Origin of the sequence: Variovorax ureilyticus, assembly GCF_037889935.1 — a bacterium.
Taxonomy (GTDB): Bacteria; Pseudomonadota; Gammaproteobacteria; order Burkholderiales; family Burkholderiaceae_C; genus Variovorax; species Variovorax ureilyticus.
Genome location: NZ_JBBKZU010000005.1, coordinates 200,786 through 227,704 on the forward strand (window position 1 = coordinate 200,786; position 26,919 = coordinate 227,704).

Below are 26,919 nucleotides of genomic sequence, written 5' to 3' on the forward strand. Positions count from 1 at the left end.
ACCACTCTCAGGAAGTCAGCGCAATGTCCACCCCCAGCCCCATCGTCCAGATCAAAGCCCTCGGATTCCCGTGGGAGACGATCGATCCCTTCCTTTTCTGCGCCTATCACGACGACGCCTATCCGCGCGGCAACGCGCAGATGGGCCCCGACGCGCCGCTCGCGGGCCGGGACATCGGGCAGGACTTCAGCCGCAAGGACGGCTGGAGCATGTACCACGGCGAGAGCGTGCCGGGCTTTCCGGGCCATCCGCACCGGGGCTTCGAGACGGTGACGATCGTGCGACGCGGGCTGATCGACCATTCGGACTCGCTCGGCGCTGCCGCGCGCTTCGGCGGCGGCGACGTGCAGTGGCTCACCGCCGGCAAGGGAATCGTGCATTCGGAGATGTTCCCGCTGCTCGACGCGGCCGCGCCGAACCCGCTGGAGCTGTTCCAGATCTGGCTGAACCTGCCCGCGCGCAACAAGATGGCCGAGCCGCACTTCACGATGTTCTGGGCCGAGGACGTGCCGCGCTTCACCGCCACCGACGCGGAAGGCCGCAAGACCGAGGTCGCGTGCATCGCGGGCCGGATCGGCCCGGTGGACGGCGCACCCGGCGCCGGCGGTCCGCTCGCGCCGCCGCCGGATTCATGGGCCGCGCAGCCCGACGCCGACGTCGCGATCTGGACCTTGCGCCTGGAGCCCGGCGCCCGCTGGACGCTGCCCGCCGCGACCGGGGACGGCACGCGCCGCACGCTCTATTTCTTCAAGGGCCGCTCGGTGAACATCGGCGACCAGGACGTGAGCGCCCGCGCCGCCATCGAGGTGCGCGCCGACCTCGCGGTGGATCTGCACAACGGCGACGAGGCGAGCGAGTTTCTGGTGCTGCAGGGCCGCCCGATCGGCGAGCCGGTGGCGCAGTACGGCCCCTTCGTGATGAACACGTCCGCAGAGATCGCGCAGGCGATGGCCGACTACCGCAGCACCCGGTTCGGCGGCTGGCCGTGGAAGGACGAGGCGCCGGTGCATGGCCGCGACCCCGCCCGCTTCGCGAAGCATCCGGACGGCCGGGAAGAGAAACCGCAGGACCGCGCGGCGACCGCCGCCTGAGCTGCGTCAGCGCCGAACGCGCTGCCCCGCCACTTCGCGGATCAGCGCCCACACGCGCTGCGCGAGCGGCGAGGGCGCACGGTTGCGGCGGTGCACCAGCATGATCGAGCGCTGGATCTTCGGCAGCAGCGGCCGCACGACCAGCGCCGGCAGGCCCATCGGGGGCATCGCCATCGCCGGCATCACGCTGATGCCGATGCCCTGCTCGACCATCCGGAACGCGGTGGTGGGGTGGCCGACCTGCTGGCGCACTTCGCAGCGCACACGGTGAGCGGCGAGCGCATCGTCGATGAGCCGCCGGCTGCCCGAGGCGTAGTCGAGCAGCACCAGCGGCTCGCCATCGAGCATCGGCCAGCGCACCGAGGCCTTGTCCGCCAGCCGGTGGCCGGGCGCCATGACCAGGCAGAAGGGATCGTCGAGGATGGCCTCGCAGTGCAGGTCCTCCGCCGAAGGGGGTTCGACCACCACGCCGAAGTCGACCTCGCCGGCGCGCACGCTGTCGAGCACGTCCTGCTGGATGCGGTCGAGCAGCACCAGCTCGATTTCCGGGTCGCGCCGCGCGCATTCGGCAATGCAGGCAGGCATCAAGTTGGCCGACAGCGTCGGGCTGCTCGCGACGCGCACCTTGCCGCGCCGCGCGCCGGCCATGCCGTGCACTTCCGCCAGCGTCTGGTCGAGTTCGTCCAGCGCCCGGTCGAGCCGCAGCGCGAGCGACTGGCCCGCCTCGGTCAGCACCACTTCGCGCGTGGTGCGGTCGAGCAGCTTCACGCCGAGCTGCGATTCGAGCTCGACGATGGCGCGGCTCACCGCCGGTTGCGTGAGTCCGACGCGGTCACCCGCACGACTGAAATTGCGCTCCTCGGCGACCGCCTGGAACACGCGCAGCTGCCGGAGGGTGACGTTGACGATCATTGGGAAACCTCCGTGCTTCGCACTGCGATGCGAGCTCCCTTCGGACCGGCCGGGGCGGGAGTCTCATGCAGCCGAATCATAGATCTATCAGATAAATCCATTTCTCTTTTGAATCCGAAGCGCGTCCAATCGCGACCCATGGCCCGTTCACGCTACCTCCCCGACAACTTCACGATCGCCCTGGTGGTGGTCGTCGCGCTCGCCAGCCTCTGGCCTGCGAGCGGCGGCACCGCGCACTTCTTCGAGCGCCTCACCACGGTCGCGATCGGCCTGCTGTTCTTCCTCCATGGCGCAAAGCTCTCGCGCGAGGCGATCCTCGGCGGCATCACGCACTGGCGGCTGCATGTGCTGGTGTTCGCGGCCACCTTCGTGATGTTCCCGGTGCTCGGGCTCGTCCTCAGGCCGGTGCTGCAGCCGCTCGTCACGCCCGATCTCTACACCGGCGTGCTCTTCCTGTGCGTGTTGCCGGCCACGGTGCAGTCGGCGATCGCCTTCACGTCGATGGCGCGCGGCAACATTCCTGCGGCGGTGTGCAGCGCTTCGGCGTCGACGCTGCTCGGCGTGTTCGTCACGCCCCTCCTCGTGAACCTGATCGTGGTGCAGCACGGCGCGGCCGGCGCATCGCTCGACGCGGTGGGCCGCATCCTGCTGCAGCTGATGGTGCCCTTCGTCGCGGGCCACCTGATGCGGCCGTGGATCGGCGGCTGGATCAAGAAGCGCGCCTCGGTGCTCACGCTGGTGGATCGCGGCTCGATCCTGCTGGTGGTCTACACCGCCTTCAGCGCCGCGGTGATCGAGGGCCTGTGGAAGCAGGTGCCGGTGTCGGCGCTCGTCGGCCTGCTCGTGGTCTGCGCGGTGATCCTCGGCCTGGCGCTCGCCATCACCGCCTGGGCCGGCCGGGCGCTCGGCTTCGACATGGCCGACCAGATCACCATCGTGTTCTGTGGCTCGAAGAAGAGCCTCGCGAGCGGCATCCCGATGGCGAAGGTGCTCTTCGCCTCGCACGCGGTCGGCGCGATCGTGCTGCCGCTGATGCTGTTCCACCAGATGCAGCTCATGGTCTGCGCGGTGCTGGCGCAGCGCTATGCAAGGCGGTCCGCCGAGCCTGTCGAAGTGAACCCGGCAAAAACGCCCGCCTGAGAACACACGCACCCATCGGGCCGCACCCAATCCGCAAACCCCGCGGGACCGGCTTTGCCGGGCCGCCGGGTTGCCCCCGGCGGGGGGTGCAGAGCCACACGAAGTGGGCGAGGCTGGGGGAGAGCCCTACCGCGGTGCGTCGCCCTTGCGGTAGTCCGCAGTCAACTCGTCCAGCTTCTGCTTGAGCGCCGGATCGAGCTTGTAGTCCGCCGCCGCGATCGTCGCATCGAGCTGCTCGGGACGGCTCGCTCCGAGCAGCGGCGCAGTGATCAGCGGATTCGCCATCACCCAGGCCACCGCCAGTGTCGCAAGCGGCACGCCCGCTTCATCCGCGAGCTTGTGCAACTGGGCGACGGTCGCGAAGGACCGCTCGTTCCAGTAGCGGTCCTGGTACATCGAACCGGCGGTGCCGAGCGTGAAGCGCGTGTTGTCCTCCGGCTTCGCCCCCGCCTTGTACTTGCCGGTGAGCAGGCCGCCGGCCAGCGGGTTGTAGGGGATCACGCCCAGGCCTTCCTCCGCCGCCAGCGGCAGCAGCTCGCGCTCGATCTCGCGGAAGAGCAGGCTGTAGCGCGGCTGCACCGACACGACCCGCGTGAGCTTGTGCAGCTCGGCGCGCCCGATCGCGCGCGCGAGCCGGTAGGCAAGGAAATTCGAGACGCCGATGTAGCGCGCACGACCCGAACGCACGATCACGTCGAGAGCCTCCAGGCTCTCGTCGAGCGGGGTCTCGCGGTCGTCGTGGTGGAGCTGGTAGAGATCGACGTAGTCCGTCTGCAGCCGCTTGAGCGACACGTCGATCGCATCCAGCAGGTGCTTGCGCGAATTGCCCTGGTCCCAGCTCTGCGGCCCGACCTTGTTCGCGGCCTTGGTCGCGATGATGAACTCGCTGCGACGGCTCGCGCCCTTGGCGCGCAGCCAGCGGCCGATGATCTCCTCGGTGCGGCCGGCAGTCTCCCACGTTCCACCGAGTGGGTACACATCGGCCGTGTCGAGGAAGTTGATGCCGGCTTCGGTCGCACGGTCGAGGATCTGGTGCGACACGGCTTCATCGGTCTGCAGGCCGAAGGTCATGGTGCCGAGCGCGAGCCGGGACATGGTGAGGCCGGTGCGGCCGAGGCGGGTGGTGGGAATGCTCATGAAAAAGACTCTCCGTACGCTGGGCAGACGGCGATCATAGACAGCGCTCCGGTTTCGTGCCCGCACCCACGTTCGGCGGCGCGTCAGTCCGATGCCTGCGCCGCCAGTTCGGCAAAGCGCATGGATGGCTCCGAAATCAGCGCGCGCGCCACGGCCTGCGCTTCGGATGGCGTCAGCGGCACCAGCATCTCGACCGTGCCGCCCACGCTGGTCGCGAGCGGCACGCCATCGCGAAACACCACGCGCGAACCCGGCACGCGCGCGACCTTCGGCCCCGGCACGACGGTGCCGAGCAGGTTCGCGGGATCGGTGGCCGCCAGGCAGATCAGGTGGCCGTCCGCGGGCCGGCGCCGCACTTCGCGCATCAGTCCGATGGCCTCGGGCAGCGCGAATTGCTCGCCCGCCACGCCGGCGATGAAGCGACCGCCGCGGATCTCGCCACGCGCCTCGAGCCGTCGATACGCGCGCACCAGATCGCGCCAGGGTGGAAGCCACGACGCCTCGCGCTCCAGCACGCGCCAGCACACCACGCCGTAGCGGCGCAGCAGGATGCGCGCGACCTGCTCGACGGCACCGCTCGCGATGTCGTCCGCCGCAACCGCCCGCTGTCGCACCAGCGACCAGCGCCCCGCGTCCTCGATGCCGAAGAGCGAGGTGCGCCGACGCCGGCGCGCATGCGTCGACGCGCGCCTGGACGGCGGAATAAGCAGGGCACGCAGGCCCGCGAAGCTGTCGCAGTGCGCGCGGCCGCGCACCACCAGTTCGCTGAGCGCGTCTTCGAGCTCGGTGCCCAGCAGCCGCGTGCCGTGGAGCATCTCGTCGAAGAAGGAGGCGCCGTGCTCCTTCAGGAACGCGGCGACGCGCTGCGCCCGGGAGCCGAGCGCCGCGTCATCCACCGGCGCAGGCGCCAGGCCGGTCCAGAGCGACGCGGTGCGGCGCGGCAGCAGCAGCACGGGCGTGGACCGCAGCGACGCGCCGCCGCCACCGGGCCGGCCGTCGAGCGCGGGCGGACGCAGCCGCGTCCACAGCGTGCGGCCGGCGGTGCACAGGTCGTCGAGCCAGGCCGGCGTGTAGTCCTTCACCCGCGCGGGCAGCAGCTCCGGCTCCCAGCTCGCGGCCGGCGCCTCGTAGCCTTCGAGCTGCACCAGGATGCCGGCGAGCGCATCGGGACCGCCGACCCGGGTCTCCGGCGTGACGTGCTGCCACTCGAACAGGAAGCGAGCGAAGTCGCGCGGCTCGACCGGCTCGATCTCGCGCCGCAGGCGCCGGAGCGTGTAGCGGTGGATGCGCGCCAGCAGATGCCGTTCGCACCATTCGGTGGTTTCGGTGCCCGGCGTGAAGCGGCCCTGCAGCACGTAGCCCTCGCGCTGCAGAGCGGAGAGGGCGGCATCGATGCGCGCCTGCGGAAGTTGGAGCTGGGCCGCGAGTTCGGCTGCGGTCATCGGCCCCAGGCCGGTCAAGCGCGAGCGCAGCAATTCGCGCAGCGCATCGTCCGCGCCGCCGTCCACCTGCGCGTACTCGGCCGGCACGTCGATGCGGGGCTGCATCGAAGCGTCGGGGTACAGCATCGCGATCTGCGCGAGACGCTCGGCCACCACCCACAAGCCGCCGCCAGGCATCGCGAGGCAGGTTGCACGACTCGATCGCGCGAGCGCATCGAGCCGCACGGGCCAGTCCGCATTCGCCGCTACTTCCCGGGCGGTGACGACGCCGAGCCCATTCACCGCCTCGTGCATTTCATCGATGCCGCGCACTCGGGGCCATGCCTCTTCGCGCACGCTGTCGATCGCTTCCTGATCGAGCCGCCCGAGGTCGTCGGCGCTTTCCGGATCGACATAGCGTCGACTCTGCACCGCCTGCGTGCGGCGCTCCTCGAGCGGCGCATCGTCGAGGAAGGCATAGGGCTTCGCGTTGAGCGCTTCCGCCGCGAGCGGCGAGGGCGCGGGCAGGTCACGCGCCACGATCTGCACCTCGCCCGATTCCAGGCGCCGCAGCAAGCGCAGCCAGCCTTCGGCGTCCATCGCGTCGTAGAGGCAGTCCTGGAGCGTCTGCGCGACCAGGGGGTGATCGGGGATCTCGCGCGCGCCGGCGAGGTTCTCGGCGCACGCGACCTGGTCGGGGAACACCGAGGCGAGCAGGTCCTCCGACCGCATCCGCTGCAACTGCGGCGCGACCTTGCGGCCGCCGAGGAAGCGAGGCAGCGCCAGCGAGGTGGTCGCGTTCCAGCGCCAGCGCACGTTGAAGAGCGGGGCATCGAGCAGCGCCTGGATCAGCACGTCGAGCGCCGTCGCGGAATGCAGATAGCGCCCGACTTCCTCGAGCGGAAAGCTGTGGCTCGTCGACAGCGAGAGCACGATCGCGTCCTCGGTCGCCGCGGCCTGCAGTTCGAAGTTGAACTGGCGGCAGAAGCGCTTGCGCAGCGCCAGCCCCCACGCGCGGTTGAGCCGGCTGCCGTAGGGCGAGTGGATGACCAGCTGCATGCCGCCGGACTCGTCGAAGAAGCGCTCCATCACGATGCGCTCCTGCGTGGGCAGCACGCCGAGCGCGTTCGCGGCGCGCGCGAGATGGTCGGCGATCTGCCGCGCGGCGGCCGCATCCATGCCGATCGTGCGCACCAGCCAATCCAGCGTGGCCTCCATGCCCTGCGCACGCAGCATGTCGGCGATTTCGCCGCGCAGGCGCGAGACGCCGAAGGAGAGCTCGTCCGAGCGGCCCGGCGCCTCGCCGAGCCAGAAGGGAATGTTCGGCGGTGCGCCGAGCGCGTCTTCCACCCGCACGCGCCCCGGCTCGACGCGCAGGATGCGATAGCTCGCATTGCCGAGCTGGAAGACGTCGCCCGCGAGGCTCTCGACCGCGAAGTCCTCGTTGATCGTGCCGATCTTCTGCGCCTGCGGCTCGAGCACCACGGTGTAGTCGCCGGTCTCGGGAATGGTGCCGCCCGACGTCAGCGCGGTGAGGCGCGCGCCGCGGCGCTCCCGCAGGCGGTGGTGCACCGCATCGCGATGCACGTAGCTCGCGCGCTGTCCCTGCCGGATGGTGAACCCGTCGGCCAGCATGCGCACCACAGCCGCGTAGCTCTCGCGCGTGAGCTGCGCGTAGGGCCACGCGCGCCGCATGAGGGCGAAGAGATCGTCCTCGTTCCATTCGCGGCTCGCGGTCTCGGCGACGATCTGCTGGGCGAGCACGTCGAGCGGCGCCGGCAAGATGTGCAGCGCGTCGAGTTCGCCGCGCCGCACGCAGTCGAGCAGGGCCGCGCACTCCACCAGCTCGTCGCACGATTGCGGAAAGAGCCGCGCCTTCGGTACGCCGCCGACCGCATGGCCCGACCGTCCGGCGCGCTGCAGGAAGGTCGCGATCGACCGCGGCGAGCCGAGCTGGCAGACCAGATCGACGTCGCCGATATCCAGCCCCAGTTCCAGCGATGCCGTGGCGACCAGCACCTTGAGAGCGCCGCGCTTGAGCCGCTGCTCGGCGTCGAGCCGCGCTTCCTTCGCGAGGCTGCCGTGGTGCGCGGCCACGACCTCCTTGCCGAGGATCTCGCCCAGGTGCCGCGCCGCGCGCTCCGCCATGCGGCGCGTGTTGACGAAGACGAGGGTGGTCCGGTGCTCGCGCACCAGCGCGGCGACGCGCGCGTACACCTGCCCCCACTGATCGGTCGACATCACGGCCGCCAGCGGCGTGGGCGGCAGTTCCAGCGCGAGGTCGCGTTGCTTGGCATAGCCGATGTCGACGATCTCGCAATCCGCCACGCCGTCCTTCACCGCGCCCGCGCCCACAAGGAAGCGCGCGATCTCGTCGATCGGCTTCTGCGTGGCCGACACGCCGATGCGCGTCAGCGGCCCCGTGCAGTTGGCCTGCAGCCTTTCGAGCGAGAGCGCGAGGTGGCTGCCGCGCTTGCTCGCCACCACCGCATGGATCTCGTCGACGATCACGGTGCGCACCGTCGAGAGCATCTTGCGTCCCGATGCCGAGCCCAACAGCACGTAGAGCGACTCGGGCGTGCTCACGAGGATGTGCGGCGGCCGGCGCAGGCTCTGCTGGCGCTCCTTGCTCGGCGTGTCGCCGGTGCGCACCGCGGTGCGGATCTCGACCTCGGGCAGATGCAGCTTCGCGAGTTCGCGGCGGATGCCCGCGAGCGGCGCCTTCAGGTTGAGGCCGATGTCGTTCGACAGCGCCTTCAGCGGCGACACATACAGCACCGTCGTCTCGTCCGCGAGGCCGCCGGATTCGAGACCCCGGCGCACGAGGCCATCGAGCGCGGCCAGGAATGCGGTCAGCGTCTTGCCGGACCCGGTCGGTGCAGCGATCAGCGTATGCCGCCCCGCGGCGATCGCCGGCCAGGCAGCGGCCTGGGCCTGCGTCGGGCCCGGGAAGGTCGCGTTGAACCAGTTGGCGACGGCGGGGTGGAAGTTGTCGAGCACGAAACGATGAGATCAGGCCGTTCGATCCGATGTCAAGGCAAGGGCGCCGGCCGATACGTCTGGCTACGAAGCGCCGACGTCCACCACCACGCGCCCGCGCACCTGCCCCGCGAGCAGCCGCGGCGCAAGCGCGATCACCGCGTCCAGCCCGATGGTTTCGGTGTTGGCTTCGAGCAAGTCCTTGGGCAGTTCGTTCGCCAGACGCTGCCAGGCAACCAGCCGCCGGGCCTGCGGCGCGTAGACGCTGTCGACGCCCGCCAGCGTGACGCCACGCAGGATGAAGGGCGCGACGCTCGCCGGCAGGTCCAGTCCCTGCGCGAGCCCGCAGGCCGCCACGGTGCCGCCATAGCGCAGGCTCGCGCAGACGTTGGCCAGCGTGTGGCTGCCGACGCTGTCGACCGCGCCGGCCCAGCGCTCTTTCTGCAGCGGCTTGCCGGGTTCGCTCAATGTCGAGCGATCGACGATCTCGCGCGCGCCGAGCCGCCGCAGGTGCTCGGCTTCGGCCAGCCGGCCAGTGGACGCATGCACCTCGAAGCCGAGCTTCGCGAGCAGCGCGATCGCGATGCTGCCGACGCCGCCGTTCGCGCCGGTGACCAGCACCGGGCCGGAAGTGGGCACGAGGCCGCGGTCCTGCAGCGCCATCACGCACAGCATCGCGGTGTAGCCGGCGGTGCCGATCGCCATGGCCTGCCGCGCATCGAGATCCGAAGGAATGGGCACGAGCCAATCCGCCTTGACCCGCGCCTTGTGGGCGAGACCGCCCCAGTGCGTTTCGCCGACGCCCCAGCCATTGAGCAGCACCGCGTCGCCGGGTTGGTAGCGCGCGTCGGTGCTCTCTGCGACGGTGCCCGCGAAGTCGATGCCGGGCACCATCGGGAACTTGCGCACCACCGGCGACTTGCCGGTGATCGCGAGCGCGTCCTTGTAGTTGACCGTGGAACACGCGACGTCGACGAGCACCTCGCCTTCCGGCAACCGGGCTTCGTCGATGTCCGTCACGGCGGCCTTCGTGGCGCCGTCGTCTGCCTTGTCGAGCAGCAGCCCTTTGAACATGCGATCTCCTCGAATGGGTGCGGCCGAGACTGGCACGTTCGCGACCGGCGCGCAAGATGCGCCGCCGGCGGCGTTTGACGTCCGCACGCGAACGGCGTACGGTTGCCGCCCCGCCCACCCGCACGCAGGTCGGCGCGAACGCAGGAGACATCCGATGACCGATCTGTCCGCGCATCCGACGCAGATCGCCAGCGCCTGGCTGGCCGATTTCAACTCCGCACTCGAACGGCAGGACATCGATGCCGCCGTGGCGCTGTTCGACGCAGACAGTTACTGGCGCGACCTCGTCGCCTTCACCTGGAACATCCGCACGCAGGAAGGGCCGGATGCGATACGCGCGATGCTGAATGCGCGGCTGGCCGACACGAAGCCCGGTGGCTTCGCGGTCGAAGGCGACGCGACCGAAGCCGACGGCATCGTCGATGCGTGGTTCACCTTCGAGACCGCCGTCGCGCGCGGACGCGGGCACCTGCGGCTGCGCAACGGCAAGGCGTGGACGCTGCTGACCACGATGACGGAGCTCAAGGGCTTCGAGGAAAAGAAGGGCGATCGCCGCATCAAGGGCGCGGAGCACGGCGCCGACACGCAGCGCAGGACCTGGCTCGAGAAGCGCGCTGAAGAAGCGAAGACGCTCGGCTTCACCGAGCAGCCCTACGTCGTGATCGTGGGTGGCGGTCAGGGCGGCATTGCCCTCGGCGCGCGGCTGCGTCGGCTCGGGGTGCCGACCATCATCGTGGAGAAGAACGCGCGGCCCGGCGATTCCTGGCGCAAGCGCTACAAGAGCCTGTGCCTGCACGACCCGGTGTGGTACGACCACCTGCCGTATCTGCCGTTTCCGGACGACTGGCCGGTGTTCTCGCCCAAAGACAAGATCGGCGACTGGCTGGAGATGTACACGAAGGTGATGGAGCTCAACTACTGGGGCTCGACCACCGCGAAGAAGGCCCGCTTCGACGAGGCGAAGAAGGAGTGGGAAGTCACGGTCGAGCAGGGCGGCAAGGAGATCGTGCTGCGGCCGAAGCAGCTCGTGTTCGCGCTCGGCGTGTCGGGCTACCCGAACGTGCCGAAGATCCCCGGCGCCGAGACCTTCGAAGGCGAACAGCACCACTCCAGCGCGCATCCGGGGCCCGAGGCCTGGTGCGGCAAGAAGTGCGTGGTGCTCGGTTCGAACAACTCGGCGCACGACATCTGCGCCGCGCTGTGGGAGAACGGCGCGGACGTCACGATGATCCAGCGCAGCTCGACGCACATCGCGCCGTCGGACTCGCTGATGGAGCTTGCACTCGGCGGCCTCTATTCCGAGTCAGCGGTGAAGGCCGGCGTCACCACCGACAAGGCGGACCTGATCTTCGCGTCGATCCCCTACAAGATCATGGCGCCGATGCAGGTGCCGGTGTACGAGGAGATGAAGAAGCGCGACGCCGATCTCTATTCACGGCTGGAGAAGGCCGGCTTCCTGCTGGACTTCGGGGTCGACGGCTCGGGCCTCTTCATGAAGTACCTGCGGCGCGGCTCGGGCTACTACATCGATGTGGGCGCCTCGGAGCTGGTCGCGAACGGCAGCATCAAGCTCAGGAGCGGCGTGACCATCGAGCGCATCAACCCGAAGTCGGTGACGCTCAGCGACGGCACCGAGCTGCCCGCGGACCTCATCGTCTACGCCACCGGCTACGGCTCGATGAACGGCTGGCTCGCGGACCTGATCTCGCCCGAGGTGGCCGACAAGGTCGGCAAGGTCTGGGGACTGGGCTCCGACACGCCCAAGGACCCGGGACCGTGGGAGGGCGAGCTGCGCAACATGTGGAAGCCCACGCAGGTGCCGCAGCTCTGGTTCCATGGCGGCAACCTGCACCAGTCGCGCCACTACTCTCAGTTCCTGTCGCTGCAGCTCAAGGCGCGCATGGAAGGCATTCCGACGCCGGTGTACGAACTGGCGCCGAGCTACCACACTCGCTGATCAGACCAGCGGCCCGCGCTCGCTGATGAGTTCCATCGCTTCGTCGGCGATGCGCTCCTGGTCGAACGTGAGGAAGCGCATCCAGTAGCCGGCGATATCGATGTTGTCGCCGTTCACCAGAATTTGCATCTCGATACGCCGCCCGTTCACGAAAGTTCCGTTGCGGCTGCCAAGGTCGCGGATCGTGACGATCGGCCCGTCGGTGGCCAGTGCCGCGTGAAAGCGGCTCACACGCTGCGAGGCGAGCACCACATGGTTGTGCTCGGCCCGGCCGATGGTCATTTCGGGTTCGGTCACCGGGACCTGCGTGGTCTGGCCCTTGGGGGTCATAAGGATCAACAGTGCCATCTGTGCGCGCTCCGGGCGCATTTGCACACTAGCGCTCCCAACTCAGAAGTACAACGGCTGCAAAGTTACATCCGCCGTGCCGCACTGCCCCGCCACACCGCGACCGACGAAGCGGAGGCGCTCGAAGGCGTCCATCACTGGCTTCACGCCGGCCAAAGCCCAGGTGCGGGGGCTGGAGCCCGATGCTGCCTCCAGTTACTGCGGGCGCGTGTCCGCCGTCGCAATAAGGACTCATCTCGCGATGAATTCGGCACCCTTTCTTCGACTCTCAGGGCATTGACACGACTTTTCAGGCAATAGGACAGAACATTCCCATTTTATCTCAAGATCAATCAACTATTAGTTGAAAACTTTTGACCTATTTTTTCATTTTTCAAAATCCCATATCGTGCATAGACTCCACTCGCCATCAATTGGATGGTTATTTTTTAAGGGATTGAACATGAAGAAAATTCAAATTGAATCGAGCCTGCAGTGCCAGTCGAACAATGCATATCAAGTGCATTTCATCCGCGGGTAATTCCACTCACGGCAATGTGACATGCCCGTCAAGCGAGCATTCACATTGACATCGCGAGCGATCATCACTGATCGCTCGCTTAGTTTCCAGGGAGGCCGCCAAGATGACAACGATCACGCTCGATAAACAACACTGGCTGAACACTTCGCATTTTCTAAAAATCCACGAAGGCAAATTGATATTCTGGGACTATAAGTCGCATTGCCAATTTGAGCTGAGTGTCCCGCACTTATTGCGACTCATTGATTTTTCCACAGGGTCGACCGTAAGAGACACCATCCTAGATCGCGAAATAAATCAAGCCGGCGTATTAACGGACCATTCCGCAAATTCAGCCTGGAAATGGGACTGGCTGGCACACATTTTTCATTACGGAACATGTCATCCGCTACCGCCTGCAATTGGTTTAACTGACCAGATTGCATTCGACTACACGAAAAGCTATACGGATTTTTGCGAATCTATTTCAGACCGAGAACCAGAGGTCGAACTCATCAAAGGCGGATTGCAGATCAACCTTCCCAAGCCAGACCTCGAATCCTTCCACTCGCTGTCGCTGTGGGAGGTGCTGGCGAAGCGCCGCACTTGTCGAGATTTCGATGGTTCCGCCATCAGTTTGACCGATGTGTCGGATCTATTGTTCGTTGCGTTTGGCGATCAACGGGCGCCGGATCCGACCATTCCACCCAACGTTAAAACCTACGGTTTTCGCCGAACATCGCCTTCAGCCGGAGGGCTTCAGTGCACGGAGCCGTATCTCTGGGCCATCAATGTGGAGGGCTTGCCTACGGGGATTTACCACTATCTCTCCCGACAGCATAAATTGGAAATCGTCACCGAAGGTCCTCCACCGCATCCAATTGGCACATACCTTTGCAACCAACAATGGGCAAATGATCTCGCATTCGCAATTTTCATGACATGTCGGATGGAAAAAATGTGGTGGAAATACCCGCATTCCAGAGCCTATCGGCCAATGCTCATGGATGTTGGCCATCTCTCGCAAACGCTAAATCTCTGCATAACTTCGAAGCATCTCCATCCGTGGATGACGGGCTATTTCCATGACAGCGAAATAGCCGAACTGCTCCAGTGCACTCCAGAATTGGAACATCCAATCCTAATGGTTGGAGCTGGCCATGGAAGCGGGAGCTCTCTTTCGAGGGAAAGTCGTGAACTATTTACCAGCAGCTTTGTTGAGAGATAAATACATCGTATGGAAGATATCAAAATTCTTGGCATCAATCCGGGCCACGACGGCGCGATTGCCTATATCGCAAACGGTGTTCTCGAGTTTTCTTTCGAAAGCGAAAAGGACAATGGCCCGCGGTACGGTGAGGTCGGCCCAAGGACTTTTTTGAAAGCACTAGAACACTGCTCCCGTATTCCTACAGTCATTGCTTCGGGGGGATGGAGTGCCGGACCAGATCCAACTGGCGTGCCCATAGGGGCCGGTTATCGCGGAATCGATCCTGGCATTCTTTCAACCGGACGCCTGTTGGGTAAGCCAGTCATCAATTTTTCTTCGAGTCACGAGCGATCCCATATTCTCTGCGCGTATGGATTGTCACCTTTCGCACAAGGCAATCCCTGCTATGTATTAGTCTGGGAAGGTCATATCGGGTCGTTCTATCTTGTTGATGCGCAAGTCAACGTCATCAAGCTTGCGGACATTCTGACCGATCCCGGAATTCGCTACGCCTTTCTGTATGCCTTGGCGGACCCCAAATTCAAGATGCATAGAGGGGCCGTTCGTTTAAGCGATGCTGGGAAGCTCATGGCCATCGCGGCCTATGCCTCTGACACTCCCGTTCCCGAAGAAGGGCTTGCACTGGTCGATCGAATTCTTCACCCTTCACTCAGCGCAAACGACTTATTCAAAGACGACTTCAATTTCTCCTCATACTACAATTGCGGGGTCACCGCGCCCAAGTTCGCAAATCTCGCCAAATTGCTATCTGATCGCTTGTATCAGATTTTCGAAGAGAGAATTCGACCACTGGTCAAAGATAGACACCCCTTATTGATTTCTGGTGGATGCGGGTTGAATTGCGAATGGAATTCACGCTGGAAGGCCAGCGGCATATTCTCGGATGTATTCGTTCCGCCGTGCACGAACGACAGTGGCTCCGCTATTGGCACGGCTATTGATGCGCAGCTCTCGTTGACAGGCAGGGCCAAAATTCAATGGGATGTCTATTCCGGCGAAACTCCAATTCGGGATTTGGTGCAATGTGCGGGGTTTCGCGAGAGCATTTACGACGCTCACGCCGTCGCCAGGTTGCTAAATGACGGCGCGATTCTCGGATGGATGCAGGGCAGGCATGAAATCGGACCTCGCTCCTTAGGGGCTCGTTCAATTCTGGCCGTCGCCACATCCGAAAACATGCTGGACAGGCTCAATCAGGTCAAGAAGCGGGAAAGTTTCCGCCCGATTGCTCCCATATGCCTCGAGGAAAAAATGAGCGATCATTTTTATCCTGCCTCGCCGAGTCCCTATATGCTCGAATTCAGACGTGTTATTTCCAAGTCAATTCCTGCGGTTACCCACGTAGATGGTTCAGCGCGCCCCCAATCTGTTTCAGCCCGACAAAATGCGCGCATGCACGAGCTTCTCAGTGCCACGGAGAATGTTTCCGGGGTCCCTGTGCTTTGCAATACGTCCCTCAATTTTAACGGCAGTGGATTTTTGAATCGCCTCAGCGATCTCAGTCGATTTTGCGCTCAAAACGAGCTCGATGGCTTCGTATTCGAGGATAGTATCTTTTTGAGAGCCAATCATCATGGCAGCTGAGAGAAGGGGCAAGCGAACGCACACCGGAAGGTTTTTGACTGTACAGACACTTGCAGGGTTTTCTCAGTGGATCGACGTTTTCTTGATCTTTTCGATACCGTCTTTCCTGTGGCAAGCAAGCCCTGCGAGAATCGCGCTCCTGGCAGCGCTTTTTGGAATTCCAAGTCTTTTCCTAGGCCCATTTATTGGCGCATTCCTAGATCGAATTGATCCACGGAGAATTCTCTATCTTGGAATCTTTGCTCGCTCCGTATTGACCGCAGCCATTGCTTTTGCGCCAAACTATTGGTCGTTCGCCGCACTGACATTGTTGAAGGGTCTGGCGAATTTATGCTACTGGCCTGCGAGCTCGATCATCACCAATCGTCTTGTAGGCTCCAACGAGCGCGTCAGGTATTTCAGCAGCCTCAGCGCCCTTGATCAGGTGTCAAAAATAGTTACCCCGCTCATTGCGGGAGCGTTGACGTTGCTCTTGAATTCTCAGGTTATTTTTCTTTTCTCGGCGTGCATGACGATGGTTGCGGCAGCGCTTCTACCGCGACTATTGAGCAAAACGGGACTTCACTGGAAAGCGCCAACCTCGGGTGAAAAGCATTCGCCGGTCCGCCTGCGCGATATTCTGAATTTGCCCCGCAATCTGATTGTCACCATTGCACTGAGCGTGGGAATTTCGCTATCGCTGGCCGTTTACGACCCTCATCTTGCGCGATTTCTTTCCCATTCGGGGTTTAACCCACGCACATTTTCAATCGTGGTCTCGTCGACCGGCGTGGGCGCCGTGACCGGGGCCCTTCTGGTCCGTTTTTTCTTTGCAAATGCGACGGTTGCCAGTCTGGTACGAAGCGGCATTGGTATATTCACCATCGCGATCACCAGCGCGGCTGTAATTTCGAGCTTTTATATGGAGTATGCGGGGGTTGGCACCTTGGTTGTCTTATGGTTGTTAAACGGTCTGGGCTATGAATTGTTCATGATTGGTAGCGGCGTCAACCTGCAGAACCTGTGCCCCGTGTCAATGTTGGGGCGGGTTAGTACCTCAGTCCGTAGCTTGCAGATGCTCGTCGTGGTGACCGGACCTAGCATCGGAGCTTGGCTGATTAGTGCTCACTCTTGGTCCATGCCATTTGTTGTCGCGGCCGCATTTGCCTGGTTGCTTCTTGGACTCTCGATTACGGGACTGAAAGCAAACTTTTCGCGGCCTTTTGGTAAGGCTGCGTAAGCCGGTCATGTTCGACTCTCGCAAGAGCCGTCGATCCGCCGTTGCAGGTGTCATGCGACAGCGACACCACCAGAGCAGGTCCGCGAGCTTGGCGACCCTGCTGAGCAGTTCCCCTCTCGGGGATGTTGATGATCATCGCCATTGGCGGCGGATGCTCACCGGGCCGGGCACTCCGGCTGGCCGATCAGGTACCTGACCTTCGGCTGCGATCGCTTGGGGGAACGACAGCACTATCTTCTCTTCGGCTCCTTGTCTTCCACGGGGAGCGCTGCGACTTTCCATGCGTGTCTCCATGGCCCGGAAGCTTGGAGTGCCGGTGGTCCGTTTGAAGCACCGTTGCCACGTGTCGCGCATGGGGTGCCGCAGCCCGCTGGACTAGCATCAGCGCGTGACCGTGCCAGAACTCATTGACGCCGCTTCGGCCCGCGAACTAACACGACAGCTCGGCAATCGCTTGCGGGTCGAGGGAATCGCCGGCTTTCGCGCGCCGCCGCCCGAGCCCACCACCTGCTGCGCGCGAGGCTGCCACGGCTGCGTCTGGGAAGGCTACTTCGCGGCACTCGGATGGTGGCGCGACGATGCGCTGGCGCTGCTCGGGCAGGGTCGGGGCGCCTAGAGGCCCTGTTCAACCATGTCCAGGAGCCGCTGCCCGAGCGCATCGACCTCCTCGCGCGGCAAGGCGCGCAAGGGGCCGTCGATGACGAGCATGGCGAGGCCGTGGACCGTCGACCACGCCAGGTATTCGGCGCCTGGACGGCGCGAGGCCGGCATGGCGCCGGCTTCGACCAGGCGGTCCAGCGCAGCGCCGAGGAGCTGGAAAGGGTTGAGCCCGCTGTCGCCGCTCTTGGCCTGGTCGGGCTGTGCCTCGACATCCACCTGCGTTGCGAAGGCGGTGCGGAAGAGGCCGGTTTCCGACTGCGCGAAACGCAGATAGCCGGTGCCCACCGCACGAACGGTCGCGCGCGCGAAGGCCACCGGGTCGCGGGCCGGCCGCAGCGTGGCGAGTTCTGCCTCCATCGCGCGGGCGACCGCTGCCAGCGCAGCCGCCCTCACCGCCTGCAAGAGCGCCTGCCGGTTTTCGAAATGCCGATAGGCCGCATTGGGAACGACACCCGCGCGCCGCGTGGCTTCGCGCAGCACCACGGCCTCGGGGCCGCCGTCACGCGCCAGTTCGACGCCCGCGTGGAGCAGCGCGCGCCGGAGATCGCCATGGCGATAGGTGCTGCGCGCAGGCGGCGCGGAGGTGGCCCGGATGGTCATGCGGTCTTTCATGTGGACAGCGTCCATTATCTTTGCTATGGTCTTGTGGACGTTGTACACAAATGCAACGCTTTCCCCATCCGATCCTCTCCATCCCATCGAAAAGGAGTTCTCCATGCAGGTCCAGCCCTATCTGATGTTCAACGGCCGCTGCGAAGAAGCGCTCGAGTTCTACAAGAAGACGCTCGGCGCGCAGGTCACGATGCTGATGCGTTTCAGCGAGAGCCCGGAACCGCCGCCGCCCGGATGCGCGCCCGTGGATGGCCAGAAGATCATGCACTCGGCCTTCACTGTCGGCGATTCCACGGTGATGGCGTCCGACGGGATGACCGTGGACGGCAAGCCGGTGTTCCAGGGCGTTTCGCTCTCGCTGATCGCCAAGGACGAAGCCGAGGCCAGGCGCCTCTTCGACGGTCTCGGCAATGGCGGGCAGGTGCAGATGCCGCTCGGCAAGACCTTCTTCTCCCCGGCCTTCGGCGTGCTGGCGGACCGCTTCGGCGTTTCGTGGATGGTCGTGGTGATGCACGAGGCCGCCTGACCGCCGCGCGCCTCCGAGGCGACAGGCGCGGGCGGCCGGCTGCCCGTACATTCGGCGGTTCCATCCCTAAGAACCCAAGGAGCCACCGCCCATGATTCACGTCGTCGCCGTCATCACCGCCAAGCCCGGCCAACGCGACAAGATTCTCGAGGCCTACCGCGACAACCGGCCGGCCGTGCTGGCCGAGGAAGGCTGCATCGAATACACCGCCACGGTGGACGCCGCCGGCATGCCCGCGTCAAAAGGCACCTTCGGACCGGACACGTTCGTGGTGGTCGAGAAGTGGGCGACGCTCGCCGCGCTGCAGGCCCACGCCGCCGCCCCTCACATGGCCGCTTACGGCGCAAAGACCAAGGAGTGGACCGAGAGTCGCGTGATCCACGTCCTCGAACCCGCCTGAACTCGGCCCACCCCCAGCCTCGCCCACTGCGTGTGGCTCTGCACCCCCTCAAGGGGGCGCACCCCTGCGGCCCGGCGAAGCCGGTTCCGCGGGTGCCTCGGAACAGGCCTGCTGCGCGGCCCGGGAAACAAAAAACGCGCCCGAGGGGCGCGTTTTTCTTGGCTGGGCCTGACGCGGCTTACTTCGCGATCACGCGGACCATTTCGAGGCACTTGTTCGAGTAGCCCCACTCGTTGTCGTACCAGCTCACGAGCTTGACGAAGGTGCCGTCGAGCGCGATGCCGGCTTCGGCGTCGAAGATCGAGGTGCGCGGGTCGCCGCGGAAGTCGGTGGCCACGACCTTGTCCTCGGTGTAGCCCAGCACGCCCTTCAGCGCGCCTTCGCTCTGCGCCTTCATCTCGGCGCAGATTTCCTTGTAGGTCGCGGCGCTTTCAAGCTCGACCGTCAGGTCGACCACCGACACGTCGGAGGTCGGCACACGGAAGCTCATGCCCGTGAGCTTCTTGTTGAGCTCGGGGATCACCACGCCGACGGCCTTGGCAGCACCGGTGCTCGACGGAATGATGTTCTCGAGGATGCCGCGGCCGCCGCGCCAGTCCTTGTTGCTCGGGCCGTCGACGGTCTTCTGCGTGGCGGTGGCGGCGTGCACGGTGGTCATCAGGCCGCGCTTGATGCCCCACTTGTCGTTGAGCACCTTGGCGAGCGGCGCAAGGCAGTTCGTCGTGCAGCTCGCGTTGCTGATGATGGCCTCGCCGGCGTACTTCTTGTCGTTCACGCCGTAGACGAACATGGGCGTGTCGTCCTTGCTGGGGGCCGACAGCAGCACCTTCTTCGCGCCGGCGTCGATGTGCTTCTGCGCGGTTTCCTTGGTGAGGAAGAGGCCGGTGGATTCGAGCACGATGTCCGCGCCGACTTCGTTCCACTTCAGTTGCGCCGGGTCGCGCTCCTGCGTGAGGCGGATCTTCTTGCCGTTGACGATCAGCGTGTTGCCTTCGACGTTGATCTCGCCCTGGAAGCGGCCGTGCACCGAGTCGTACTGGAGCATGTAGGCCAGGTAGTCGGGTTCGAGCAGGTCGTTGATCGCGACGATCTCGATGTCGTTCTTGAAGTTCTGCACCGCGGCGCGAAGCACGTTGCGACCGATGCGACCGAAGCCGTTGATACCGAGTTTGATAGCCATGTCATTTGCTCCTGGATGATTGAAAACCGAAAGAGGCGGTCAAAGCCTCAGCGCTTGAGCGCTGCTTCGACCGTGGCAGCGACGTTCTCTGCCGTGAACCCGAAGTGCTTGAACAGCACGCCCGCGGGCGCCGATTCGCCATAGGTGTCGATGCCGACGACGGCGGCGACACCGTACTTCCACCAGCCGTCCGTGGCGCCCATTTCCACGGCGACGCGCAGCACGCCTTGCGGCAGCACGCTCTTCTTGTAGTCGACGCTCTGGCGGTCGAAGGCGGTGGTCGAAGGCATCGAGACCACGCGCACCGGGATCTTCTTCGCGGCCAGCAGCTCCTGCGCCTTGAGCGCGAGTTGCACTTCGGAGCCGGTCGCGATGATGACGGCCTTCGCCTTCTTGCCGCCCTGCGGTTCGGCAAGCACGTAGGCGCCCTTGTTGATGTCGCTCAGGTCGCTCTTGGGCGAGTAAGGCAGGTTCTGGCGCGACAGCAGCAGCGCGGTCGGGCGGCTGGCGTTCTGCAGCGCGACGGCCCAGGCCACCGCGGTCTCGGCGGTGTCGGCGGGGCGCCAGACATCGAGGTTCGGGATCAGGCGCAGCGACGCGGCATGCTCGATCGACTGGTGCGTCGGGCCGTCTTCACCGAGGCCGATGGAGTCGTGCGTGAAGACGTGGATCACGCGCTGCTTCATCAGCGCCGCCATGCGGATCGCGTTGCGGCTGTAGTCGCTGAAAGTGAGGAAGGTGCCGCCATAGGGGATGTAGCCGCCATGCAGCGCCACGCCGTTCATGATCGCGGCCATGCCGAATTCGCGCACGCCGTAATTGATGTGGCGGCCCGGCAGTCCGTCGGGGAACTGCTCGTTGCCTTCGCTGCGCACCACATGGCCGTTGTCGTCGAAGCGCAGGCTCGGCGTGCTCTTGGTGTTGGTGAGGTTCGAGCCGGTCAGGTCGGCGCTGCCGCCGAGCAGTTCGGGCAGTGCGGCGGTGAAGGCTTCGAGCGCGAGCTGCGAGGCCTTGCGCGAGGCGACCGTCTCGGCCTTGGTGTGCGCGGCGACGATCGTGTCCAGCGCCGTCTGGTGGAAGTTCTTGGGCAGTTCGCCCTTCATGCGGCGGGTGAACTCGTCCGCGAGATCGGGGTACGCCTGGGCGTAGGCGGCGAACTTCTCGTTCCAGGCAGCTTCGGCCTTCGCGCCGGCGGCCTTCGCATCCCACTCTTCGTACACGGCCGCCGGCAACTCGAAGGGCGCATGCGTCCACTGCAGCGCGCTGCGGGTGAGGCCGATCTCGTCCGCGCCGAGCGGCTCGCCGTGGGCCTTGGCGGTGTTGGCGCGATTCGGGCTGCCCTTGCCGATCTGCGTCTTGCAGATGACGAGGGTGGGCTTGTCGTCGTGCTTCTTGGCTTTTTCGATGGCCTTGGAGACGTCCTTGACGTCATGGCCGTCGATCGGGCCGATCACGTGCCAGCCGTAGGCCTTGAAGCGTTCCTCGGTGTTGTCGATGAACCAGGGCTTGACCGGGCCGTCGATGGAAATTCCGTTGTCGTCGTACAGCGCGATCAGCTTGCCGAGCTTCCAGGCGCCCGCGAGCGCCGCCGCTTCGTGGCTGATGCCTTCCATCAGGCAGCCGTCGCCGAGGAAGGCGTAGGTGTGATGGTCCACGATGTCGTGGCCCTTGCGGTTGAATTCCGAAGCCAGCAGCTTCTCGGCGAGGGCGAAGCCGACCGCGTTGGTGATGCCCTGGCCCAGCGGGCCGGTGGTCGTCTCGACGCCCGGGGTGATGCCGGTTTCGGGGTGGCCTGCGGTCTTGCTGTGAAGCTGGCGGAAATGCTTCAATTCTTCGAGGGGCAGGTCGTAGCCCGCGAGATGCAGCACCGCGTAGATGAGCATCGAGGCATGGCCGTTCGACAGCACGAAGCGGTCGCGATCGAACCAGTGCGGATTGGCCGGGTTGTGCCTGAGGTGTTCGCCCCACAGCGCGACGGCCATGTCGGCCATTCCCATGGGTGCGCCCGGATGCCCCGAGTTTGCGAGTTGTACGGCATCCATTGCCAACGCGCGGATCGCGTTGGCCATCAAGGCTTGGTTGGCCATCTGTGGCTTCCTGGGAGCAAGTTAGGGGGAACCCGGCATTTTAGCGGGCGAGGTCGCGACCCCTCCCGGCGGGCCGCCGATGGGCTGCTAGAGTGCCGGCCATGCATGGACTGCACCTCACCGCCGATCTTCACGATTGCCGTTGCGCGGCGCACTGGCTGCTCGACGGCGAGGCGCTCGGCGCGGCCTGTGTCGATGCGGCGGAATCGGCCGGACTCCAGGTGGTCGGCGAGCTCTTTCACGCCTTCCCTGCCACATCGCAGGGGCCCGGCGGCGTCACGGCCACGGTGCTGCTCGCGGAATCGCATCTGTGCGTTCACACCTGGCCCGAACAGCGCGGCGTCACGCTCGATGTCTACGTGTGCAATTTCGGCGGCGACCATTCGGCGAAGGCGAGGGCGGTCATGGAATCGCTGGAGACGCTCTTCAAGCCGCAGCACGCCGAGCGGCACGCCTTGCAGCGCGGCTCGATCGAGGCCGAAACCGCATGACGAACGCGAAGGCGATGATCCTCGCCGCCGGGCGCGGCGAGCGCATGCGGCCGCTGACGGACGCCACGCCCAAGCCGCTGCTCGAAGTCGCGGGCAAGCCCCTGATGCAATGGCCGATCGAGGCGCTGGCCGCCGGCGGTTTCACCGAGCTGGTGGTCAACACCGCATGGCTCGGCGAGCAGATCCCGGCGCGCTTCGGCGATCGGTTCGGCGGATGCACCATCGCTTACTCGCACGAGGGCCAGGACTTCGGCGGCGCACTCGAAACCGCCGGCGGCATCGTTCGCGCGCTGCCGATGCTGGGCGACGTCTTCTGGGTTGCCGCAGGCGACGTGTTCGCGCCGGATTTCCGCTTCACACGCGAGGCGGTGGAGCGGTTCGTGGCAAGCCGGTATCTCGCCCATCTGTGGCTGGTGCCGAATCCGGCGCACAACCCGAAGGGCGACTTCGGCCTTGCAGACGACGGTCGCGCACTGAACGAGGCGGCGCAGAAGTACACCTTCTCGACGATCGCGCTGTACCGCAGCGCGTTCTTCGCCCCCCCGCGCTGCGACATCGAAGCCGGGAATCCGCTGGGCATCAAGGCGGCGTTGGCGCCCCTGCTGCGCGACGCGATGCGATCCGGCCTCGTGGGCGCGGAGCTCTACACCGGGCGCTGGGCCGATGTCGGCACCCCCGAGCGGCTGGCGGAACTCAATCGATGAAAAGAAAACGGCCCGCGCGAGGCGGGCCGTCCTGTTTCGGAGCTTTCGAATCCAGCGTCAGGGCACGTTGGCCGAATTCATCTGGAAGGGCTTGCCAGGCAGCGCCATCGCACCGCCGTACTCGACCGCGGCGCCGTTGATCGCGTTGACCGCGCAGCCATTGGGCGCCGGGCACGCGCCGCCGTCATGGAAGATCACCGGGCCGTAGCGGTAGTTGCGCACCGCCTTGCCCGTGTAGTCGAGCGCGCTCAGCACGTAGCCCTGGTTGGCGAAGTTGTCCGAGTCCTCGACCGCGATCAGATCCTTCATCTCGTTGTGCTGGATCGTGCGAACGATGCTGCCGCTGTTGCCGTTGGAAGCGAAGCGCACCCAGTTGATCTTGTTGTCGCCACGGGAGGCGACGATGACCTGCTGGTTGCTCGGGTCGACGCTGCTGCCGGGCGGCTCGCCCCTGGAGGTGGCGAGCGACGTCGGATTGCGGCCGATGCCGGTCACGGTGCCCACTTCGGCAATGTTGCTCGCCGGCGGGTTGGCCGTCATGTTGTAGCCGTCACCCGGCGCGAAGCCATTCAGGCTGTAGATGTGCAGCGTGCCGTCCTGCGTCGCGATCCATGCCCGCGTCGCGAACTTCTCGGTCATCGTCGTCTTCACCGCGGTCGGACGCGCACCCAGCGACACCGTCTTGACCACCGTCGGCTTCTGCGAAGCCTGCACGTCGAAGGTGAACGGCCACTGGTTGGCCGCCTGGCCGAAGTTGGTCGTCTGGCTCACGTTCGAGCTGAAGTACATGCCGTTGAAGTAGCTGAACAGCGGCTTCAGGTCGATGAACGCGGCCTTCTGCTCCGACTTGGAGATCACCACCGCCACGCCGCCCTTGGCATAGTTGTAGTAGAGGGAGCCGCCGCTCGCGAACTTCTGCCAGTTGGTCGCGGTCGTCAGGGGCGAGTTGTCCAGGCCGACGAACTGACCGACCTGCGAGCCGGTCTGGTAGAGCGTCTTGTACTGGTCCATGCCCGTCGTGACGGCGATCTCGGTCGGCGCGTTGATGCCGGGCAGGTCGATGTAGCCCAGGATCTTCATGAAGGCGATGTTGCCCATGTTCGCCAGGCCCGGGTAGACGCCCATCCACTCCTGCCACCAGTTGTACCAAGCCGCGCGGCCGGTGCTCCCGGCGCTGGCGTAGGGGTCGCAGTTGTCGCACAGGCCGGCCAGCGCGATGACCGCCACCTGGCCCTTGAGGGCCTGCGTGTCCCACACCGTGACCAGCGCGAACTCGCTGTCGTTCGTCATGGCGATGGACGTCGGCACCTTGTTGGCGGGCAGCTGCACGGTGGTGCGGTTGCTCGCGGTGTTGCTGCCGACCGTGCCGATGACGCCGTTCTGGAAGGCGACAAGGCCTTCGGAGCAGAAGGCGGTGCCAGTGCAACGAGCCGTGGCGACAGGATCACTGCTCACGATGCCCTGCTCGCGGTAGCCCATGACGGTGACGCTGTCGATGCCGCCGCCAGCGACCGCCGCGCGGGTCCAGCTCAGCTGCGGCAACTGGGCGAACACGCCGTACATGGTGTTCGAGATCTGGATGTCAGCCACGCCCACGCGTTGCGCCGTGTTGTCGGCCACGAAGGCGATCGAGCCCTGGTTCGACGAGTAGGAGCCGGCGCTGCCGGAGACCTGGCCGACCTGCCACCAGAACGGGTAGCTTGGGGCGGGCGAGGTGAGCTGGGTGTCCCCCCGCTTGTACAGCGCCACGCCGGTACCGGCGGTTCCGCAGGCCGTCGCGTCGGGGCCGTAGCGGTAGGCGATCCCGGCATCCTTGCTCAACTGGCCCGCCATCGCGGTGTACTGCGCCGGCACGATGTTCAGCGCGCTGTCGACAATGTCGGTACTCTGGGAACCGCAGAATGTCGTCGTCTGGGGGTTCGTACCGAGGACCGAGCCTGTGGAAGCGCTGCCGCTCTGCGACGCCGCTGTCGACGCAGCAGCAGCCGCGGCGGCTGCGCTCACGGCTGCGGCACTTCCGCCGCCGCCACCACCGCCGCCGCCCCCACCACACCCAGCCAGCGCGATAGCACCAAATGACAGCAAAATGGCGCTCTTATGGATAACTTTCAACAAAAAACACCTCCAAGATAACAAGTGGTCGTTTTTTACGTGGGATGGGTCCTACGGGCAAACCATCTTGCAAACACTTTCTTCGTGTTTTTCAGCCCTCTTGGGAAGCACTTACAACGGTAGCGAATAGTGACGTTATGACCACAAATCATCAAGCCCCCCGTCGTATACATCTTTCTACTTATTTAGGCGCCGACGGAATCGCGATCATTCCGACCGCTCCCGAGCGCCAGCGCAACCGGGACAGCGACTTTCTGTACCGGCACGACAGCTACTTCTATTACCTGACCGGCTTCGCCGAGCCGAACGCGTGGCTGGTGCTGACCGGCGACGGCAAGTCGACGCTGTTCTGCGCGCCGAAGGATCTGGAGCGCGAAATCTGGGATGGCTACCGCCTGGGACCGCAAGCCGCGCCGGCCGCGTTGGGGGTGGACGAGGCTTATTCCGTCCAAGAGCTGGATACGCGCCTGCCGCGCCTGCTCGAGAACAAGTCGGTGGTCTGGTATCCGTTCGCGACGCACAAGGGGCTGGAAACTCGCGTCGATGGCTGGCTTTCCGCCGTCCGCGCCCGGGTCCGCTTCGGCGCCCTGTGCCCCGAGGAACAGCGCGACCTGTGCGGTCCGCTCGATGAAATGCGGCTGGTCAAGGACACGCACGAACAGGACGTGATGCGCCGCGCCGCGCAGATCAGCGCCCGGGCCCACGTCCGCGCGATGCAGCTGTCCGCGCGGATGCTGCGCGAAGGCAAGGACGTGCGCGAGTACCACCTCGACGCCGAACTGCTGCACGAATTCCGCCTCGGCGGGTCGCAGTACCCGGCCTACGGCTCGATCGTGGCGGCCGGCGCCAACGCCTGCGTGCTGCACTACCGGGCCGATACAGCCCCGGTGCAGGGCGGCGAGCTGGTGCTCATCGATGCGGGCTGCGAACTGGACGGCTACGCCAGCGACATCACCCGCACCTTCCCGGCCAACGGGAAGTTCACCGGCCCGCAGCGCGCGCTGTACGACCTCGTCCTCGCGAGCCAGGACGCCGCCGTCGCGGCGACCCGGGCAGGGCAGCGCTTCAACGACCCGCACGAAGCGACGGTCAAGGTGCTGTCGCAGGGCATGCTCGACCTGGGCCTGCTCGACGCGAACAAGGTGGGCAGCGTGGACGACGTGATCGAAAAGCGCGCCTACTTCCCTTTCTATATGCATCGCACCGGCCATTGGCTGGGCATGGACGTGCACGACTGCGGCAGCTACGTCGAGCCCTCGCAGGTCGGAGAAGTGAGCGAACGCCGCGATCCGCTGTCCAACGAGGTCATCAAGAACCGGCCGAGCCGGATCCTGAAGCCGGGCATGGTGCTGACGATCGAGCCGGGCCTCTACGTGCGGCCTGCCGAAGGCGTACCGGAGCAGTTCCACAACATCGGCATCCGCATCGAGGACGACGCGATCGTGACTGAAACCGGCTGCGAGCTGATCTCCCGCGGCGTGCCGGTCAAGGCCGACGAGATCGAAGCCCTGATGAGGGGCTGACCCTCAAGGCCAGGAACCCCGCGGAACCGGCT

21 protein-coding genes are annotated in these 26,919 nt (G+C 65.4%); 12 read left to right on the top strand and 9 right to left on the bottom strand.

Annotated elements, in window-relative coordinates:
- The first annotated feature begins 23 nt into the window (after positions 1-23).
- Positions 24-1,091 (top strand): pirin family protein, encoded by a 1,068-nt coding sequence (locus tag WKW77_RS13345; protein ID WP_340357326.1) that lies wholly within the window; start codon positions 24-26, stop codon positions 1,089-1,091.
- A 6-nt stretch (positions 1,092-1,097) separates the two neighbouring features.
- Here the strand turns inward: WKW77_RS13345 and WKW77_RS13350 are convergent, their stop codons facing one another.
- Positions 1,098-2,003 carry a LysR family transcriptional regulator gene (locus tag WKW77_RS13350; protein ID WP_340357327.1) on the bottom strand — a complete coding sequence of 302 codons (906 nt, stop codon included), beginning with the start codon at positions 2,001-2,003 and terminating at the stop codon, positions 1,098-1,100.
- Between the two features lie 138 nt (positions 2,004-2,141).
- On the opposite strand from WKW77_RS13350, the gene WKW77_RS13355 reads away from it, so the two are divergent.
- Entirely contained in the window at positions 2,142-3,143 is a 1,002-nt protein-coding gene (locus WKW77_RS13355) for a bile acid:sodium symporter family protein (protein WP_340357328.1), read from the top strand.
- 126 nt (positions 3,144-3,269) lie between these two features.
- Here WKW77_RS13355 and WKW77_RS13360 read toward each other — a convergent pair whose 3' ends face one another.
- The 3 genes from WKW77_RS13360 to acuI form a co-directional block, all read right to left on the bottom strand.
- Positions 3,270-4,280: an aldo/keto reductase gene (locus WKW77_RS13360; protein WP_340357329.1), complete on the bottom strand. Its 1,011-nt coding sequence runs from the start codon at positions 4,278-4,280 to the stop codon at positions 3,270-3,272.
- Positions 4,281-4,363: 83 nt separating this feature from the next.
- Complete coding sequence (locus WKW77_RS13365) at positions 4,364-8,701, bottom strand: DEAD/DEAH box helicase (protein WP_340357330.1); 4,338 nt, start codon at positions 8,699-8,701, stop codon at positions 4,364-4,366.
- Positions 8,702-8,764: 63 nt separating this feature from the next.
- On the bottom strand, positions 8,765-9,754 hold the full coding sequence (gene acuI / locus WKW77_RS13370; RefSeq protein ID WP_340357331.1) for an acrylyl-CoA reductase (NADPH): 990 nt from the start codon (positions 9,752-9,754) through the stop codon (positions 8,765-8,767).
- 154 nt (positions 9,755-9,908) lie between these two features.
- Here acuI and WKW77_RS13375 point away from each other — a divergent pair, with 154 nt between their 5' ends.
- A complete protein-coding gene (locus tag WKW77_RS13375; RefSeq protein ID WP_340357332.1) occupies positions 9,909-11,711 on the top strand; it encodes an NAD(P)/FAD-dependent oxidoreductase in 1,803 nt (600 codons plus the stop codon).
- On the opposite strand, the gene WKW77_RS13380 is transcribed toward WKW77_RS13375, so the two are convergent.
- Positions 11,712-12,059, bottom strand: a complete 348-nt coding sequence (locus tag WKW77_RS13380; RefSeq protein WP_340357333.1) for an FHA domain-containing protein — start codon at positions 12,057-12,059, stop codon at positions 11,712-11,714.
- Between the two features lie 623 nt (positions 12,060-12,682).
- On the opposite strand from WKW77_RS13380, the gene WKW77_RS13385 reads away from it, so the two are divergent.
- The 4 genes from WKW77_RS13385 to WKW77_RS13400 all read left to right on the top strand — a co-directional run bounded on the left by WKW77_RS13385 (position 12,683) and on the right by WKW77_RS13400 (position 17,208).
- Positions 12,683-13,786, top strand: a complete 1,104-nt coding sequence (locus WKW77_RS13385; RefSeq protein WP_340357334.1) for a SagB/ThcOx family dehydrogenase — start codon at positions 12,683-12,685, stop codon at positions 13,784-13,786.
- 9 nt (positions 13,787-13,795) lie between these two features.
- Positions 13,796-15,373 (top strand): carbamoyltransferase C-terminal domain-containing protein, encoded by a 1,578-nt coding sequence (locus WKW77_RS13390; RefSeq protein WP_340357335.1) that lies wholly within the window; start codon positions 13,796-13,798, stop codon positions 15,371-15,373.
- Positions 15,363-16,592, top strand: coding sequence for an MFS transporter (locus WKW77_RS13395; protein WP_340357336.1), 1,230 nt, complete (start codon positions 15,363-15,365; stop codon positions 16,590-16,592). Before WKW77_RS13390 ends, WKW77_RS13395 begins: the two co-directional genes overlap by 11 nt.
- 394 nt (positions 16,593-16,986) lie before the next feature.
- Positions 16,987-17,208 carry an oxidoreductase-like domain-containing protein gene (locus tag WKW77_RS13400; protein ID WP_422823185.1) on the top strand — a complete coding sequence of 74 codons (222 nt, stop codon included), beginning with the start codon at positions 16,987-16,989 and terminating at the stop codon, positions 17,206-17,208.
- Here the strand turns inward: WKW77_RS13400 and WKW77_RS13405 are convergent.
- On the bottom strand, positions 17,205-17,852 hold the full coding sequence (locus tag WKW77_RS13405) for a TetR/AcrR family transcriptional regulator (RefSeq protein WP_340357337.1): 648 nt from the start codon (positions 17,850-17,852) through the stop codon (positions 17,205-17,207). The genes WKW77_RS13400 and WKW77_RS13405 overlap by 4 nt on opposite strands.
- A 115-nt stretch (positions 17,853-17,967) precedes the next feature.
- On the opposite strand from WKW77_RS13405, the gene WKW77_RS13410 reads away from it, so the two are divergent.
- Positions 17,968-18,390 carry a VOC family protein gene (locus tag WKW77_RS13410; protein WP_340357338.1) on the top strand — a complete coding sequence of 141 codons (423 nt, stop codon included), beginning with the start codon at positions 17,968-17,970 and terminating at the stop codon, positions 18,388-18,390.
- Between the two features lie 91 nt (positions 18,391-18,481).
- A complete protein-coding gene (locus WKW77_RS13415; RefSeq protein ID WP_340357339.1) occupies positions 18,482-18,790 on the top strand; it encodes a putative quinol monooxygenase in 309 nt (102 codons plus the stop codon).
- Positions 18,791-18,968: 178 nt separating this feature from the next.
- On the opposite strand, the gene gap is transcribed toward WKW77_RS13415, so the two are convergent.
- Together gap and tkt are read right to left on the bottom strand one after the other, a co-directional pair.
- Positions 18,969-19,970: a type I glyceraldehyde-3-phosphate dehydrogenase gene (gene gap / locus WKW77_RS13420; protein WP_340357340.1), complete on the bottom strand. Its 1,002-nt coding sequence runs from the start codon at positions 19,968-19,970 to the stop codon at positions 18,969-18,971.
- A 47-nt stretch (positions 19,971-20,017) separates the two neighbouring features.
- Entirely contained in the window at positions 20,018-22,057 is a 2,040-nt protein-coding gene (tkt, locus tag WKW77_RS13425) for a transketolase (protein ID WP_340357341.1), read from the bottom strand.
- 101 nt (positions 22,058-22,158) lie between these two features.
- Between tkt and speD the strand changes: the two genes are divergently transcribed.
- Positions 22,159-22,548, top strand: a complete 390-nt coding sequence (speD, locus tag WKW77_RS13430; RefSeq protein WP_340357342.1) for an adenosylmethionine decarboxylase — start codon at positions 22,159-22,161, stop codon at positions 22,546-22,548.
- Positions 22,549-22,562: 14 nt separating this feature from the next.
- On the top strand, positions 22,563-23,252 hold the full coding sequence (locus tag WKW77_RS13435) for a nucleotidyltransferase family protein (protein ID WP_340357571.1): 690 nt from the start codon (positions 22,563-22,565) through the stop codon (positions 23,250-23,252).
- A gap of 57 nt (positions 23,253-23,309) precedes the next feature.
- Here WKW77_RS13435 and WKW77_RS13440 read toward each other — a convergent pair whose 3' ends face one another.
- A complete protein-coding gene (locus WKW77_RS13440; protein WP_340357343.1) occupies positions 23,310-25,256 on the bottom strand; it encodes a hypothetical protein in 1,947 nt (648 codons plus the stop codon).
- Between the two features lie 245 nt (positions 25,257-25,501).
- Between WKW77_RS13440 and WKW77_RS13445 the strand changes: the two genes are divergently transcribed.
- Positions 25,502-26,887 carry an aminopeptidase P N-terminal domain-containing protein gene (locus WKW77_RS13445; protein ID WP_340357344.1) on the top strand — a complete coding sequence of 462 codons (1,386 nt, stop codon included), beginning with the start codon at positions 25,502-25,504 and terminating at the stop codon, positions 26,885-26,887.
- Positions 26,888-26,919: the final 32 nt, after the last annotated feature.

Coding starts and splice junctions, on each gene's coding strand:
- WKW77_RS13410 (WP_340357338.1), top strand. CDS start 17,968: ATGCAGGTCCAGCCCTATCTGATGTTCAACGGCCGCTGCGAAGAAGCG.
- gap (WP_340357340.1), bottom strand. CDS start 19,970: ATGGCTATCAAACTCGGTATCAACGGCTTCGGTCGCATCGGTCGCAAC.
- WKW77_RS13395 (WP_340357336.1), top strand. CDS start 15,363: ATGGCAGCTGAGAGAAGGGGCAAGCGAACGCACACCGGAAGGTTTTTG.
- WKW77_RS13360 (WP_340357329.1), bottom strand. CDS start 4,280: ATGAGCATTCCCACCACCCGCCTCGGCCGCACCGGCCTCACCATGTCC.
- WKW77_RS13350 (WP_340357327.1), bottom strand. CDS start 2,003: ATGATCGTCAACGTCACCCTCCGGCAGCTGCGCGTGTTCCAGGCGGTC.
- WKW77_RS13345 (WP_340357326.1), top strand. CDS start 24: ATGTCCACCCCCAGCCCCATCGTCCAGATCAAAGCCCTCGGATTCCCG.
- tkt (WP_340357341.1), bottom strand. CDS start 22,057: ATGGCCAACCAAGCCTTGATGGCCAACGCGATCCGCGCGTTGGCAATG.
- WKW77_RS13415 (WP_340357339.1), top strand. CDS start 18,482: ATGATTCACGTCGTCGCCGTCATCACCGCCAAGCCCGGCCAACGCGAC.
- WKW77_RS13435 (WP_340357571.1), top strand. CDS start 22,563: ATGATCCTCGCCGCCGGGCGCGGCGAGCGCATGCGGCCGCTGACGGAC.
- WKW77_RS13405 (WP_340357337.1), bottom strand. CDS start 17,852: ATGACCATCCGGGCCACCTCCGCGCCGCCTGCGCGCAGCACCTATCGC.
- WKW77_RS13445 (WP_340357344.1), top strand. CDS start 25,502: ATGACCACAAATCATCAAGCCCCCCGTCGTATACATCTTTCTACTTAT.
- WKW77_RS13355 (WP_340357328.1), top strand. CDS start 2,142: ATGGCCCGTTCACGCTACCTCCCCGACAACTTCACGATCGCCCTGGTG.
- WKW77_RS13390 (WP_340357335.1), top strand. CDS start 13,796: ATGGAAGATATCAAAATTCTTGGCATCAATCCGGGCCACGACGGCGCG.
- speD (WP_340357342.1), top strand. CDS start 22,159: ATGCATGGACTGCACCTCACCGCCGATCTTCACGATTGCCGTTGCGCG.
- WKW77_RS13385 (WP_340357334.1), top strand. CDS start 12,683: ATGACAACGATCACGCTCGATAAACAACACTGGCTGAACACTTCGCAT.
- WKW77_RS13375 (WP_340357332.1), top strand. CDS start 9,909: ATGACCGATCTGTCCGCGCATCCGACGCAGATCGCCAGCGCCTGGCTG.
- WKW77_RS13380 (WP_340357333.1), bottom strand. CDS start 12,059: ATGGCACTGTTGATCCTTATGACCCCCAAGGGCCAGACCACGCAGGTC.
- acuI (WP_340357331.1), bottom strand. CDS start 9,754: ATGTTCAAAGGGCTGCTGCTCGACAAGGCAGACGACGGCGCCACGAAG.